8 protein-coding genes are annotated in these 15306 nt (G+C 38.5%); 6 read left to right on the top strand and 2 right to left on the bottom strand.

Annotated elements, in window-relative coordinates; translation table 11 throughout:
- Positions 1–43 precede the first annotated feature (43 nt).
- Positions 44–1255 carry an acyltransferase family protein gene (locus tag ACF3OC_RS01790; RefSeq protein WP_094280299.1) on the bottom strand — a complete coding sequence of 404 codons (1212 nt, stop codon included), beginning with the start codon at positions 1253–1255 and terminating at the stop codon, positions 44–46.
- Between the two features lie 214 nt (positions 1256–1469).
- On the opposite strand from ACF3OC_RS01790, the gene ACF3OC_RS01785 reads away from it, so the two are divergent.
- The 4 genes from ACF3OC_RS01785 to ACF3OC_RS01770 all read left to right on the top strand — a co-directional run bounded on the left by ACF3OC_RS01785 (position 1470) and on the right by ACF3OC_RS01770 (position 9578).
- On the top strand, positions 1470–2651 hold the full coding sequence (locus tag ACF3OC_RS01785) for an ROK family transcriptional regulator (RefSeq protein WP_179221432.1): 1182 nt from the start codon (positions 1470–1472) through the stop codon (positions 2649–2651).
- A 61-nt stretch (positions 2652–2712) separates the two neighbouring features.
- On the top strand, positions 2713–5769 hold the full coding sequence (locus tag ACF3OC_RS01780) for a SusC/RagA family TonB-linked outer membrane protein (protein WP_392470747.1): 3057 nt from the start codon (positions 2713–2715) through the stop codon (positions 5767–5769).
- 19 nt (positions 5770–5788) lie between these two features.
- A complete protein-coding gene (locus ACF3OC_RS01775; RefSeq protein ID WP_094280302.1) occupies positions 5789–7699 on the top strand; it encodes a SusD/RagB family nutrient-binding outer membrane lipoprotein in 1911 nt (636 codons plus the stop codon).
- Between the two features lie 124 nt (positions 7700–7823).
- On the top strand, positions 7824–9578 hold the full coding sequence (locus tag ACF3OC_RS01770) for an alpha-L-fucosidase (protein ID WP_094280303.1): 1755 nt from the start codon (positions 7824–7826) through the stop codon (positions 9576–9578).
- Between the two features lie 55 nt (positions 9579–9633).
- Here the strand turns inward: ACF3OC_RS01770 and ACF3OC_RS01765 are convergent, their stop codons facing one another.
- Positions 9634–11409 carry an aminopeptidase P family protein gene (locus ACF3OC_RS01765; RefSeq protein ID WP_094280347.1) on the bottom strand — a complete coding sequence of 592 codons (1776 nt, stop codon included), beginning with the start codon at positions 11407–11409 and terminating at the stop codon, positions 9634–9636.
- Between the two features lie 128 nt (positions 11410–11537).
- Between ACF3OC_RS01765 and dacB the strand changes: the two genes are divergently transcribed.
- Together dacB and ACF3OC_RS01755 are read left to right on the top strand one after the other, a co-directional pair.
- Positions 11538–12968 (top strand): D-alanyl-D-alanine carboxypeptidase/D-alanyl-D-alanine-endopeptidase, encoded by a 1431-nt coding sequence (gene dacB / locus ACF3OC_RS01760; protein ID WP_094280304.1) that lies wholly within the window; start codon positions 11538–11540, stop codon positions 12966–12968.
- Positions 12969–13016: 48 nt separating this feature from the next.
- Positions 13017–15302, top strand: coding sequence for an NADP-dependent malic enzyme (locus ACF3OC_RS01755; protein WP_094280305.1), 2286 nt, complete (start codon positions 13017–13019; stop codon positions 15300–15302).
- Positions 15303–15306 lie beyond the last annotated feature (4 nt).

Here is a 15306-nt window from a genome sequence, read left to right as displayed (position 1 = left end):
TATTATTCAAATAATTAGACTTCTAATACTCAACAGCTTGGAATTATACCTTAATATAGATTTTCTTTTGATCTAGCCAGTAACAGATCGCCCACATCAATACTAAAAAACATAAGGAATAGAAAAACGAACCCAATTCCGGAGGCCCTGGAATCTGCGCACAAATATTCTTGTAAAACCATGATAATGGACTTGTGAAAGTGGTCTCTCCCAAATCATTTACTCCGCTTGGAATTCGAATCAAACCCAAAGTCTTCGGTAATAACCCACTTAAAACAAAGATAAAAAGTGGATTCTTCCCAAATACATCAAAAAACTTCGTCAACCAATTCTTCACCCCTTGAACTTCAATATACCAGATCATGCCGCCAATGGTCATAATCCCTAACCCTGTCGTATATAAAACGTATGAACTTGTCCAGATCTTCTTATTGATTGGGAAACCCAAAGACCACGTCCAAGCTAAAACAACCAAGATAAAACCCGTCACAAACATCCCTGACAATAGTTTAAAGTGTGGCTCATTGCTCTGTGGAACCTTCGTCCACAACCAATCAACCTGCCCTTGTTTCTTGATAAATACACCCGCCAAATACCCGAAAACAACTTGTATAACAGCTGGCATCGCACTCATTAATCCTTCCGGATCAAATGGAACTCCCTCACCTTTATACATATGGGCAACACTTAATATTTGCTTATCGATAGCGGTTCCAAACCATCCCTCTAAGGAATATGGATCGCCAGCTCCCAATAAGGCACAAATGCCCCAATAGGATAACAATATGGCTGCAGAAATATAAATCAACGTCCTCGGCTTAAAATAATAAGCTAATACTGAAGCAAAGAAGTAGGCTATAGCAATCCGTTGTAATACCCCAAGGATCCGAACTCCCTGCTCTGGATTACTACTATTTACCCACTCTCTAAATTGTAAAGCACCATCTGACCAATGTACAAATGGAAACCAATTTAACCCAAGACCAATTAGAAAAATCAATATCGTCCGCTTGATTACTTTCTTCCAAAAAACGGAATCTCCAGCTTCCTGCAACCTCGGTATCACAAAGGACATCGCATTGCCGACTGCAAATAGAAAAAATGGAAAAACTAAATCCGTGGGAGTGCAACCATGCCATGGCGCATGCTTCAATGGTGCAAACATATGCGACCATGTCCCTGGATTATTAACCAAAATCATTAAAGCAACTGTCGCTCCCCTAAAGACATCTAAAGAATAATAACGCTGTTTCATAATTTATATTCAACCGAAGTTACAATTAAACCGTCACAAATACGCACTCTAAACTGGAAAATTAATCAATTGCGCATAAAAACGCAACAAATCAACCCCGTTTACTACTAAATTAAAGATGACTCGCGTCACTTTTTAATATATTTAAAAAGTATTTGGTAGTTAATTTAATTTTACTTTAACTTTACCCCAATATTAAATAATCAATTTCAGCTTGGATAGCCTTAAATTAACGATACTTAAGCGGTTGTATTTTTCAAATCCGCAATCGATTGCAGAGCTCAGCAACTCGATCGGAAAGAGTGTGCCGAATATTACCAATGCCGTCAATAAACTTTTACAACTTAAACTAATTGAACAAGATGGGTTAGCACCTTCTACTGGAGGTAGACGTGCAGCGCAATTTATACCTAGTGAAAAACACCTACCTTATATCATTTCCGTAGCTATTGATCAATTCTATACCTCTATAGCTGTTGTTAATTTTAAAAACGAGCTCAAAACTGAAATTAAAACCGAGATCATTGACCTTAAAAATGAAGATGCTTTTCTAAAACTGATCGCACTGATCCATGAAACCATTAAAGATTTTGATAAATCTCTTATCTATGCAATAAGCATTACTATCCCAGGTTTTGTCGACAGCAATACCGGAATAAATAATTCTTATAGCAGTGGTTCACCTTTTTATGATCTGAAAGCCAATATCCAAAAGGAATTCAATCTACCAACCTTCGTTGAAAACGACTCTTCTGCAATCGCAATTGCAGAACATAAATTTGGAAAAGCAAAATCTAATAAAGATGTCATGGTAGTAAACCTCAATTGGGGTGTAGGTCTTGGAATGATCCTCGACAATGAACTCTACCGTGGACACTCTGGATATGCAGGTGAGTTTAGTCATATCCCCCTTTCGGACTCTAACAAACTATGCTCCTGCGGAAAAAAAGGATGCCTCGAAGTTGAAGCTTCTCTTTTAGCCGCGGTACAATTCGCCACTAACTCATTAATCGCTGGAGACCCTTCTTCGCTCCAGGAAATTTATAACCAACAAAAATTTATTAACGCCGATAATCTCCTTGATGCCGCCATATTAGGTGACCAATTAGCCATGGAAGCTATCAATAGAATCGGTTATATGCTTGGTAAAGGAATAGCAACGCTTATCCATATCATCAATCCGCAAATGGTACTCATTAGCGGACGTGGTGCAAGAGCGAAAGATGTCCTCTTACCAAAAATTCAAAGTGCAATCATGGAATTTAGTATCAAAAGACTTTCTCAAAATACTCAAATCGAATTTTCTAACACTGAAAACATGCAGTTACTAGGGTCAACCTGTATTTGCATTTTAAATGCGGACAAACACATTTATAAAACACAATTAACAGACTAATTACTTAAATCATCAACAAATGAGCAATTTTTACTCTAAATGTTGCAGCTTAACAATAGTGATGCTAATCAGTATTTCTACGTTATTTGCACAGCAAACTGTTACCGGGAAAGTAACAGGTCCAAACGGAGCAAATCTTCCAGGCGTGAGCGTGTCGGTTGTCGGTACAGACAAAGTCACTCAAACAAATAGTGAAGGTAATTTCTCCATTGAAGCCAACAATGGCCAAAAAATCCGCTTCTCAAGCATGGGATACCTAACTAAAGAAGCAATGGTTTCCTCTACCTCATTGAATATCAACTTGCAGGAAGATGCTAGTAACATCGACGAAGTAGTTGTGACCGCAATGGGTATCAAAAGAGAACGTAAATCCCTTGGATATTCATTCCAAGAAGTTAAATCCGAACAACTAACTGATGCAAAAGAAACTAACGTTGCAAATGCCCTAGTTGGTAAAGTTTCTGGTTTACAAGTTATCAAAGGTTCTAGCGGACCTGCATCTTCCACAAAAATTACCCTTCGTGGTAATAACTCCTTAACTGGCGATAACCAACCTTTGATTATTGTCGATGGAGTGCCTATGAACAACTTCTTAGGCGCTAAAGGTGGAAATGGTAAAGTAAATAATGACTTCTGGAATCCAGGTACTGATATGGGGAATGGATTAGGGGATATTAACCCCGAAGACATTGAAAGTATGTCAGTCCTAAAAAGTGGTGCTGCGTCCGCATTATACGGATCTAGAGCAGGTAATGGTGCTATTATCATTACAACAAAATCTGGTAAAGCTCAAAAAGGAACTGGAATTACATATTCGTCTACAGTAGGTTTCGAAACAATATTCATGACTCCTGAAATCCAAAGTGCTTTTGGACAAGGTTCAAATGGTGTATTTGACGCTATCAGTACGAATAACTGGGGTGAAGCTATCGATGGAAATAAATACCAGGCCTATGATAACATCAATAACTTCTTCAAAACTGGTTTTAACCACACTCAAAACGTTGCTTTCCAACAACAAATCGGTGAAACTAATATTTACTCGTCAGCAACTTATTTGAATGACCAAAGTAAAATCCCTGGTTCTTCTTTGGAAAGATTGAACTTGATGTCTAAAGTATCAACCACTTTCGGACCTAACAAACGTTGGTCAACAGAAGTGAAAGTTCAATACATGAATAACGACGCTACAAACCGTCCTATCTCTGGGCAAAACAACTCTAACGCGTTCGCAACATTGTTCAGAATGCCTAGATCTATCAACATCCTTGACTATAAAAATCCAGTAGACAATACTGGTAAAATGCGTTGGTACGGAACTACAAACTCGATTAACCCTTATTGGTTAGCAGAATATAACTTAAATAACGACGTAAGAAATCGTTTCTTAAGCAATGCAAATATCAAATACAAGATTACAGATTGGTTGGATATTGAAGGTCGTGCAGGATTAGATACCTATGCTTCAAGATTTGAAAACAAAACTTATTCTGGTAGCCCTTTAAGCAGCACAGGTCTTTATTCAACTGGTAAAACTGAGTTCGCTGAGAAAAACTTTACTTTGGCTTTACATGCTAGAAAAGACGAAATCAATGGAAGTAAATGGGGAGTGAATGGTTCGGTATTCGGTCAAATTATGCGTAGTGACGAAACATTCCTAGGCGTAGGCGTAGGTGAACTTGAGGTTCCTAACTTCTTCTATGTTACTAACGGAAAAGGAAATCCAACTCCTAACCAATATAACAACAGAAAACAAATCAATTCCCTTTATGGTACTGCTGAACTTAATTACGATGGATATTGGTTCCTAAATATTACTGGTCGTAATGACTGGTCTTCAGCTTTATCTAAAGAATATCGCTCATATTTCTATCCTTCTGTGAGCACATCATTAGTGGTATCTGATTTAATCAGAAAATCTGGTGGAAATTTACCTTCGGCGATTAACTTCTTGAAATTAAGAGCTTCTTATGCAACAGTAGGTAATGACATGGGACCTTACCAAATCTTTAATGCATATGATATTGGTCGTGACCCGAATGGCAACACCACTTCTGGATTAGGAGAGGTATTCTACAACCCTAATGTAAGAAGTGAATTGATTAAAACTTTAGAGTTTGGTTTTGACACGCGTTTATTGGATAGCAGATTGGGAATTGACTTTGCTTGGTATAAAAACAATGCAACAAACCAATTATTGGATATCCCAATGAACCCTATGAGTGGTTTCAGAGCGAAAAAAATCAATGCTGGTAACATCCAAAACTCTGGTTTTGAAATCGCTTTAGATGGTCAAATCCTAAGATCTGATGATGGTCTAAACTGGAATTCATCGGTTAACTTCTCTAAAAACGTTAATAGAATCATTGAATTGACTCCGGAAATCGAATACTATAATTTAGGTGGTTTTGATAACATCGCAGTTCGTGCTATTTCTAATGAAATCTTCGGTCAGATTATTGGCTCTAAATTCTTAAGAGTGGATGATCAAAATAGTCCGCATTATGGAAAATTAATCCTGAATGGAAATGGACTTCCTCAAAGTGTAGATGGTCAAGTATTGGGTAACCAATCGCCAAAAGCATTAGCAGGATGGACAAACTCATTTAGCTACAAAAACATCGGACTAAGCTTCCAAATTGATGGTCGCTTTGGTGGTGAATTCTTCTCCGGAACGAATGTAAACTTACAAGCAAATGGTACCGCAGCAGCAACTGTTACTGATGGTAAACGTGCTGACTTTGTAGTGGATGGTGTTATTCAAGATGGCCAAAACTACACTCAAAACACCAAGTCTGTAACCGTGCAACAATATTGGACGCAAGTGGCTACAACGGGTAACATGGGTATCGGCGAAGCGAATATCTACGATGCTACAAACATCAGATTGAGAAATATTACCCTTAGCTACAACTTGCCTTCTTCAGTATTGAAGAGCAATATCCTTCAACGCGCTCGTATTGCTTTCACAGTAAACAACGCTTGGATGATTAAAAGCTATGCGAATGGGGTAGATCCTGAATCAGTATTCTCTATCAATAGCAACGCAACTGGTTTTGAAAACTTCGCAACTCCGACATCGCGTTCATACTTTGTTAACCTAACATTAGGTTTTTAAAATTTAACAGGTCAATAAAATGAAAAATATTATATCAAAAATAGGTCTTGCCATCATGCTTACTGCTAGCTTGGCTTCTTGTTCTAAATTTGAAGAACTGAATGTAGACCCAACAAAAGTTAATGAAGATCAAGTTCGCGTCGAGTACTTGCTGAATAATGCCATTATTGGTGCTCAACAAGATCCACATATCGCAGAGCGGATGTTCGTTCTTTACTGGAAAACAGCTGCTAGACAGCACCTATCTACTGGTTTAGCTGGTGGAACTCACTCAGATGGTTGGTCATCTGACTATTGGGGTAGAGGTTATCTTTCTCAATGGTTGAACAATGTAAACCTTGCAATTACGGTAGGTAATAAAAGAATCGCAGATAACACTGCAGAAGCACATATTAATAATGTTGTTCAAATTTCTAGAATTTGGAGAGCATATTTGATGAGTGAAGCAACGGACAATTTTGGCCCTATTCCAATCAATGGATTCCAAGGCGAAAATCCTGAGTATTCCAACGTAAAGGATGTGTATTATTATATGTTAGAGGAATTAAAAGATGCTGTGAGTAAAATCAACTCAGCAACAATTCCTTCAGACTACAAAAAATATGATAATGCCTATGCATTCGACTTGGATAACTGGGTTAAATATGCAAACTCAATGAGAATGCGTCTTGCAATGAGAATTGCTGAGGTTGATCCTACAAAAGCAAGAACTGAATTTGAAAGTGCTGTCGCTACTGGAAAATATATCAAAAATGCTGAAGATATGTTTGATGTGGCTGAAAGACCAGGATGGGATCCCCTATCAGGTGTTATGAGTCGTGAATGGAATGGACAAGTCCTTTCTGCTACCTTAAATAACCTTTATGTAGGTCTTGGTGGTATCAAATCCGCGAATCAATTAGCAGCTACTTTTGCTCCTAAAATTAAACCAGCAAACTATGCCGGGTTAAGATTATTGGAACATTTCTCCCAGAAAACTAACGACCCAATGGCTGGCTATTTCTTCGATGGATTGCCAAATACCATTGACCCTAGAGCGTATAAAACTTTCTATATCCCTGGAGATGTAAATAGCCCACAATTTTCATTGTACCCTTCTTGGACTGATGATGCCAAAATCACTAAAGTAAAATTAAAAAGAACTGCTGGTGATATTGAATTAGACGTTAAGAATACTTGGAGTGCTCAAGCAATTGGTGACTTCGGTGCTAAAGGTTCAGCCAATGAAATTAGAACAATCCAAATTGGAAAAATCCCTGGATTGTCACAAGCTTACAGAGCGAGTGGAAGCAAAAGAGTATTCTTTGCTTCATGGGAAAGTTATTTCCTTCTTGCTGAGGCTGCTTTAAAAGGTTGGACTACCGGTACTACAGCTCAACAAGCTTACGAAAATGGTGTGAAAGCAAGTTTTGAATACAATGGGGTTTCTCAATTTGCTACAGAGTACTTGAATTCTACAAACTATAATAATGTAGGTACTTCCGTGAAATTCACCCATACCACTGAGCCAGGAAACTCTCGTAGCATGTCTTACATCGATGGGTATACCAAAGCTGCGGGAACTACAACAATTGCATATCCTGTAAATACTATTTACAAAAATGGTACTGTACGTAATGATGCCTTAACGAAAATCATTACTCAAAAATACATTGCCAATATGCCTTGGTTGCCTCTAGAAGCTTGGAATGACCACAGAAGATTAGGTCTTCCTTTCTTTGAAAACCCAGCGATTGAAAACCCGCTTCCAAATCTTCCAGATTTGAACAGTGGTAACTTCATGACTAATAACGTGAAATTCTTCCCTCAACGTTTGCCTTATCCTTCGACTTTCAGAGAGTCTGATGAAGCAAATTATGAGAAAGCTGTTGGTTTACTAGGTGGTGAGGATAAAGTATCTACTCCGCTTTGGTGGGCTAAAAAACAATAAAATCTTCGTAATTTTAGGAAGCGATCGAATACATATTCGATCGCTTTTTTATTTTTACAAAATATTGTGCTGTTAATCCTGTCGGACTGAACCCCCGACTTTTGGACCTTCAAATTTATTAATTATGAAACATTATCTTCTTGTACTACTCTTTATTCTCAGTTCCCTACCCTCCTTCTCTCAAACCAAAAAAGCCCAATGGCTGGAAGATGACCGCTTCGGTATGTTTATCCATTGGGGACTATACAGTGCCACCGAAGGAATTTGGAAAGGCGAAAGACTGCGACACCCCAACAATTATGCGGAATGGATCCGATATAGAAACCGAATTGGGGAAGCTGAATATGGTGAATTAGCAAAGAGATTTGATTGGAACAAAATAAACCCTGAAGAATGGGTGCTCCTGGCTAAAAAAGCCGGCATGAAGTATATTGTCATTACGTCCAAACATCATGATGGTGTGGCCCTATGGGATAGTAAAGTCAGTGATTATTCCTTACCTAAACTTAGTGGAACAAATAGAGATGTGATCAAAGAAATTGCAGAAGCTTGTAAAAAACATAATATCAAACTCTGTTTCTATTATTCTCATTGGATCGATTGGCAACACCCTTATGCATGGAATCATAATCAGGAAGTCACAGGCCGAGTTACGGATGCTCAATACAACCAATATTGGCAAGAAAAAGTAATCCCTCAAATTCGTGAATTGCTTACTGATTATGGTGATATCGCCATGATGTGGTTTGACATGTGGATTCCTTATCAACAAAGCATCATCAAAAAGGAACAACTGGACCAATTAGCTAATTTGATTCATGAACTGCAACCCAAATGTTTAATCAATTCCAGACTTGGTTTCCCTATTGAAAATGAACATGTAGATTTTGAAACTTTAGGTGACAACCAGTTCGGATCTGCGTATACCGATCATATATGGGAGACCCCAGGTACTATTGCCCACTCATGGGGATTCAATGCTCTTGAAAACGAATGGAAATCTACCAATCAGCTCTTCCAATCCTTGATAAATAATGTTAGTCTAAATGGCTCTTACACCTTGAATATCGGCCCAAGAGCGGATGGATCCGTGCCGTATGAAGGTGTACAAAGATTACTGGACATGGGCGGATGGCTAAATAAATACGGTCAAGCTATATATTTCAACAATGGCTTACCAATTCGTTTTTCTCAACACGATTGGGGAAAAATGACCATCAACAACAAAACAAAAGAACTATTCCTGCACGTTTATAATTGGCCATTGGATAAAATCCTAAGAGTAACAGGAATCCAAAGCAGCCCCAAAAAAATTGAAGTCCTCAATGGCGAAACTGCTCAGCCCCTTAAGTTTGAACAATATGGCCCGATCCTCCATATTCACTTACCTGATCAACAGCCCGACCCTTATGTCTCTGTGTTGAAAGTAACCATCGATCAACCACAATTCAATACCGATGTCGCTGCTGAATCTACTTTCGGAGGATTTTCACTCAATGCTAAAAACCACCTTTCAAAAGATCTGGAATTCAAAGCCTTCAATGGCACCAAACCCGACCACCTGATCTTAAAAGCAAACCAAAAGGTTATATGGAAAGTCTTTCTGCCCGAAGCCGGAGAATATTCCCTAGAAACCTCCTTACACAATGGAACTGGTAAACCAACCAAAATCCATATCACGGAAAACAACAGCCCAATCTCTACAACCATACAACCCAACGGAAAAATAACAGTTGAACCCAATCAAAATTGGTATGTAGAAGAATTCCTGGATGTTCCTGTCGGAAAAATAAAAATTTCTAAACCACAGGAATTAACCATCGAATTTTCCGCCGACGACCCCATATTATTCAATAGGATTTGGATGGAAAAAAAATAGGATGACCCCTATTTATAAAACCAAAACGGGCTGTTAATTAACAGCCCGTCTCGTTTTAAATACCTTTGGTCTTTTCTTTCAACCAATTTTTTTCTGCTTCTTCCAATTTCGGCGACAATTGTTCATAAACCCATGCATTGTACTTATTCAACCAATCTACATGTTTTTGTTCCAACAAACTCTTATCTACCAATTGGGTATCGATATAACAAATGGTCAACGTCTCGAAGTCCATAAATTCACCAAACTGATTGCTCTCCACTTTTTTCGATAATACCAGATTCTCAATACGAATTCCGTAATGTCCTTCTCTATATAAACCTGGTTCAATGGAGGTAATCATACCTTCTTCGACTGGGATATCGATTGCTGCCATATTAAACACTTGCGGTCCTTCATGTACATTCAAGAAATATCCTACACCGTGCCCGGTTCCATGTCCATAATTTCTAAATGTTTCCCAGATAGGTCTTCTGGTAATAGCGTCGATGGAATATCCTTTCGTTCCAACCGGGAAGATGGCTTGAGAACCCTCAATAGTACCTTTTAGAACAATGGTATAATCCTTTTTCTCCTCAGCTGTAATATTACCTAACGAAATTACCCTGGTAATATCGGTTGTACCATCTTTATATTGACCGCCTGAATCCACTAATAATAATCCTTCAGCACTTAATGTTGAATTACTTGTGTCTGTAGCTTTATAGTGAGGTAATGCTCCATGCGCTTTATATCCAGCAATGGTATCAAATGAAATATCTACAAAGCCTTCAGATGCTGCACGTAGATCTTGTAATTTCTCAGCAATGGAAATTTCTGACAATTCACCTGAACCTACATTCTCCTCTACCCATTTAAAGAATTTAGTTAATGCAACTCCATCTTTAACCATCGCATGGCGAGTATGATTGATCTCCACCTCGTTTTTGATAGATTTCAACAAAGTGGATGGATTCATATCTTCAATGATTTCAATACCTTCAGGGACTGAGTCATAATTTGCAAAACAAGTACGCTTAGGATCCAATAAGATACGTTCGCCTTTCACTTGCTTAATCGCATCAAATGCCAAATGATATGCTGAAACTTCAACCCCAGACTCCTTTAAGGAAGCCAGATCGGAAGAACTTAGTTTCTCCTGATCAATAAACAAAGTGTTTTTATCTGTCTCAATTAATAAGAATCCTAATACGACAGGATTACAATGCACATCATTCCCACGGATATTCAGAATCCAAGCTAAATCATCTAGCGAGGATACAAAATGCAAATCCGCACGTTTATCTTTTAACTTCTCTTTTACTACTGCTAATTTATCCTTGGTAGATTGTCCAGTACTTGCTACATCCAATAAATAGGCTTTTTCTTTAGGAAGTTCTGGTCTATTGTTCCAAATTGGTTCTAATAAATCTAGATGACCATTTACATTAATTCCTAATGGCTCTAATTCAGATTGAACCGATTGCGCAACTGCAACCGAGGCTAAATTCCCATCAAAAGCTACGGTATCTCCTTTTTTCAATTTCTTCGCAAGCCAGGACGCATATTCAGCTTTTCCTTGAACCTGGAGTTTAACCAATTCAAAACCGGTACCTGCCAATTGCTCATTAGCTTGTACAAAATAGCGTGAATCTGTCCATAAACCTGCAAAATCCTGCGTAATGGCCAATGTCCCTGCTGAACCGGTAAAACCTGAGGTCCATGCTATACATTTGTATCGTTCTGGAAGGTATTCGCTAATATGAGGATCAGAGGAAGGAATAATATAGGCATCTACAGCCTTCTCTTTCATCTCTTGTCGGAGGGAAGCTAACTTATCGATGTACTTCATTATGTAATTTTTAATAATCATCGCAAGTTATAAAAACTCTCACAATTAATACGTTTACTTCATCATACATTTGAAATTTTACAATTTAAATGCACTACTTGTGCAGTAGATTACGATATTTGCTAGCTATGAGAAGATTTTTTTCATTTTTCTATTTCTTTGCGGTTTTAAGCCTGACTAGTTTTCAATCTGTACAGGCTCAAGAAGTAAAATCAAAAGTTAAAACAGCTTTTGAATCCTTCACTAAAAACCCATCTCTTCAAAATGGAATGGCATCCCTGACCGTCATCAATTCTAAAACTGGTGAGATTGTTTTCGATAGCAATAATCAGATTGGAATGCCAACAGCATCAACCTTGAAGGTGATTACCTCCATTACGGCACTAGACTTATTGGGAGCAGATTTTACATTCCAAACGGATCTTTCCTATACGGGAGAAATTGACTCCTTAGGTACTTTAAATGGAAATATCATCATTGACGGGAAAGGCGACCCTACCCTTGGCAGTGACCGATATCCGCAAACCAAACCGGAAGTAATCCTGGCCAATTGGGCCGCAGCGATCAAAAAACTTGGCATTAAAAACATCAATGGCAAAATCATCGCTGATGATAAACTCTTTAATGGATACGATGTACCAGGAACTTGGATGTGGACCGATATCGGAAATTATTATGGCGCAGGTGTTTCTGCCTTAAACTGGAAAGAAAATAAACTCGGCATCAATTTTACAAGTTCAAAACCGGGTCAACCAGCAACTTTAAACCCAGTCCAAAAGGCCCCATTCTACAACTTGATTAATGAAGTTAAAACCGGACCCATTGGCTCCGGGGATAAGGTATATGCCTATTCAGCACCTTACTCCACTGAAGTATTCCTAAGAGGGACCTATGGCGCTGACCTTAAAAAAACAATTGAAATTTCTGTTCCTGACCCAGCATTGGACCTCGCATATTCATTGTATGATGTGCTCCAAAGAGATTCTATCTTAATCGCTGACTCCGTAACAACTGCAAAAAGATTAATGAACCTTGATTCATTATCGTTAATGGAAGGAAATAGAAACCTTATTCTTGCCACTAAATCTCCAAGAATGGGAGAAATTATTCACTGGTTTAATCAAAAAAGCATTAATCTTTACGGGGAGGCTTTATTGAAACTAATCGGTGGAGTTTCAGCAATGGATTTCAATACGGAAAATGCCGCGAATTTGGTCTCAAAATACTGGCAAAACAAACTTTCCATTCAACCTAGCGCCATCAATACCTTTGACGGTTCAGGATTATCCCCGCAAAATAGAGTGACTACACAAGCTATGGCTAAGATCATGCAGTATGCTAAAGGAAGGCCTTGGTATGATGAATTCTTGAAATCATTACCAAAAATTAATAATACTTCAATGAAAAGTGGTACTATTGGCGGTGTTTTAGGTTATACTGGCTATCAGATAGCAAGTGATGGTCAGGAATATACCTTCGCCTTGTTGGTTAATAACTACCAAGGACCTGCTGGACAGATGCGCCAGAGAATGTTTAAATTATTAGATGCATTAAAATAGATTATTACGAGGTGATAATCACGAAATATAGAATAAACCAAAATTGTAATGAGTAACATCAACAGAAAAAAAGACGCTTTAAATTACCATGCAATGGGGCGTCCGGGTAAAATTGCAGTCGTTCCTACAAAACCTCATAGTTCGCAAAGAGACTTATCTTTGGCCTATTCCCCAGGGGTAGCTGAACCTTGTTTAGCAATCGCAGAAAATAGCGAAGACGCTTATAAATATACCGCTAAAGGAAATTTGGTGGCCGTAATTAGTAACGGTACTGCCGTATTGGGACTAGGTGATATCGGTGCGCAAGCTGGTAAACCAGTAATGGAAGGTAAAGGACTTTTATTTAAAATCTTTGCCGACATTGATGTATTTGACATCGAATTAGACACTAAAAATGTAGATGAATTTGTAAATATCGTTAAAGCATTAGAACCTACTTTTGGTGGTGTTAACCTTGAAGACATTAAAGCCCCTGAATGTTTCGAAATCGAACGTAGACTGAAGGCGGAAATGAATATCCCTGTAATGCATGATGACCAACATGGTACAGCTATCATCTCTGGTGCTGCACTGATCAATGCTTCTGAATTACAAGGTAAAAATATTGCTGACCTTAAAATCGTCGTAAATGGCGCTGGTGCAGCAGCAATTTCTTGTACCGCAATGTATGTTGCCGTAGGTGCTAAGAAAGAAAATATTGTGATGTTGGATAGTAAAGGCGTGATCCGTAAGGATAGAGAAGTCTTGGATGCTACAAAAGCAGAATGGGCTACCGACCGCGATATCCATACTTTAGCAGACGCTGTTAATAATGCAGATGTATTCATTGGTCTATCGGCAGCAGATGTTATGACTCCAGAAATGCTGAAAAGCATGGCTCCGAAGCCTATCGTTCTGGCAATGGCGAATCCTAATCCTGAAATTGCCTATGAATTAGCAATTGAAACTCGTGACGATATTATCATGGGTACTGGACGTTCTGATTTCCCTAATCAGGTAAACAACGTTTTAGGTTTCCCTTATATCTTCCGTGGTGCTTTAGACGTTAGAGCTACTGCCATTAATGAAGAAATGAAAATTGCAGCAGTGAAAGCAATCGCTGAATTAGCTAAACAACCTGTACCAGAAGAAGTAAACATCGCTTATAACACTAATAACATTCGTTTCGGAATTGATTACGTAATTCCTAAGCCTACAGACCCTCGATTGATTACCGAAGTTTCCGTAGCAGTTGCTAAAGCAGCCATTGAATCCGGTGTTGCTCGTAAGGTAATTGAAGATTGGGATGCATACCGCGATGAATTACGCAAAAGATTAGGTAAAGATGATCGTTTGATCCGTACCATCACTGCAAAAGCGAAATCTAACCCTAAACGTGTGGTATTCGCAGAAGCAGATAACTACAAAACTTTACGTGCTGCCCAAATCGTTAAGGAAGAAGGAATTGCTTTCCCAATCCTATTGGGTAACCAAGAAAAAATCAATGGCTTAATTCATGAATACGGCTTTGAGTTAGATGGCGTAGAGATAATTGACCCTCAATCTGAAATCAAAACAGAAAGATTCGAAAAATATGCGGATCACTTGTACCAAAAAAGACAACGTAGAGGCGTTAATAAATTAGATTCTAAAAAGTTAATGACCAACCGTAACTACTTTGCTGCAAGTATGGTAGAATTTGGTGATGCAGATACTTTGATCTCTGGTTTGACTCGCAATTATGCTTCAACCATTCGCCCAGCTTTACAGGTTATCGGTGCTAAACCAGGTAGCAGAGTAGCTGGTATGTATATCATGTTGACTAGCCAAGGTCCTTTATTCTTTGGCGATACAACTGTGAATTCAAACCCGAACGCTCAGGAATTAGCCGATATCTCTGTGTTATTGGATTCTGCAGTGAAGCGTTTCAATATCAAACCTCGTTTGGCGATGTTATCTTACTCTAACTTCGGTTCGAATATTGGTGATATCTCCGACAAAGTAAGAGAAGCTGTAAGTATCCTGCACAAACAGCATCCTGAAATTGTAGCTGATGGTGAAATCCAAGCAAACTTCGCTTTAAACAAAAACTTACTAGCGGACAACTTCCCATTCTCAACTTTGAATGGTGAGCCAGCTAATACTTTAGTATTCCCGAACCTGGAATCTGGAAACATCGCTTACAAACTTCTTCAAGAGGTGGGTAATGCAGAAGCTGTGGGTCCCGTTCTTCTTGGTATGAACAAACCTATCCACGTTTTACAATTGGATAGTTCGGTTCGTGAAATTGTAAACATGGTTACCATTGCTGTGGTAGATGCCATTGAACATGAAAAAGAATCTAAAAATCAATAAGCAT

Source organism: Sphingobacterium cellulitidis, assembly GCF_043187465.1.
GTDB classification, from domain to species: domain Bacteria; phylum Bacteroidota; class Bacteroidia; order Sphingobacteriales; family Sphingobacteriaceae; genus Sphingobacterium; species Sphingobacterium cellulitidis.
The sequence above is the reverse complement of the archived record's forward strand: the minus strand, read 5'-3'. Positions and strand labels throughout refer to the sequence as shown.

Excerpts from the sequence above, each read along its gene's own strand:
- ACF3OC_RS01770 (WP_094280303.1), top strand. The coding sequence starts at position 7,824 with ATGAAACATTATCTTCTTGTACTACTCTTTATTCTCAGTTCCCTACCC.
- ACF3OC_RS01790 (WP_094280299.1), bottom strand. The coding sequence starts at position 1,255 with ATGAAACAGCGTTATTATTCTTTAGATGTCTTTAGGGGAGCGACAGTT.
- dacB (WP_094280304.1), top strand. The coding sequence starts at position 11,538 with ATGAGAAGATTTTTTTCATTTTTCTATTTCTTTGCGGTTTTAAGCCTG.
- ACF3OC_RS01765 (WP_094280347.1), bottom strand. The coding sequence starts at position 11,409 with ATGAAGTACATCGATAAGTTAGCTTCCCTCCGACAAGAGATGAAAGAG.
- ACF3OC_RS01755 (WP_094280305.1), top strand. The coding sequence starts at position 13,017 with ATGAGTAACATCAACAGAAAAAAAGACGCTTTAAATTACCATGCAATG.
- ACF3OC_RS01780 (WP_392470747.1), top strand. The coding sequence starts at position 2,713 with ATGCTAATCAGTATTTCTACGTTATTTGCACAGCAAACTGTTACCGGG.
- ACF3OC_RS01775 (WP_094280302.1), top strand. The coding sequence starts at position 5,789 with ATGAAAAATATTATATCAAAAATAGGTCTTGCCATCATGCTTACTGCT.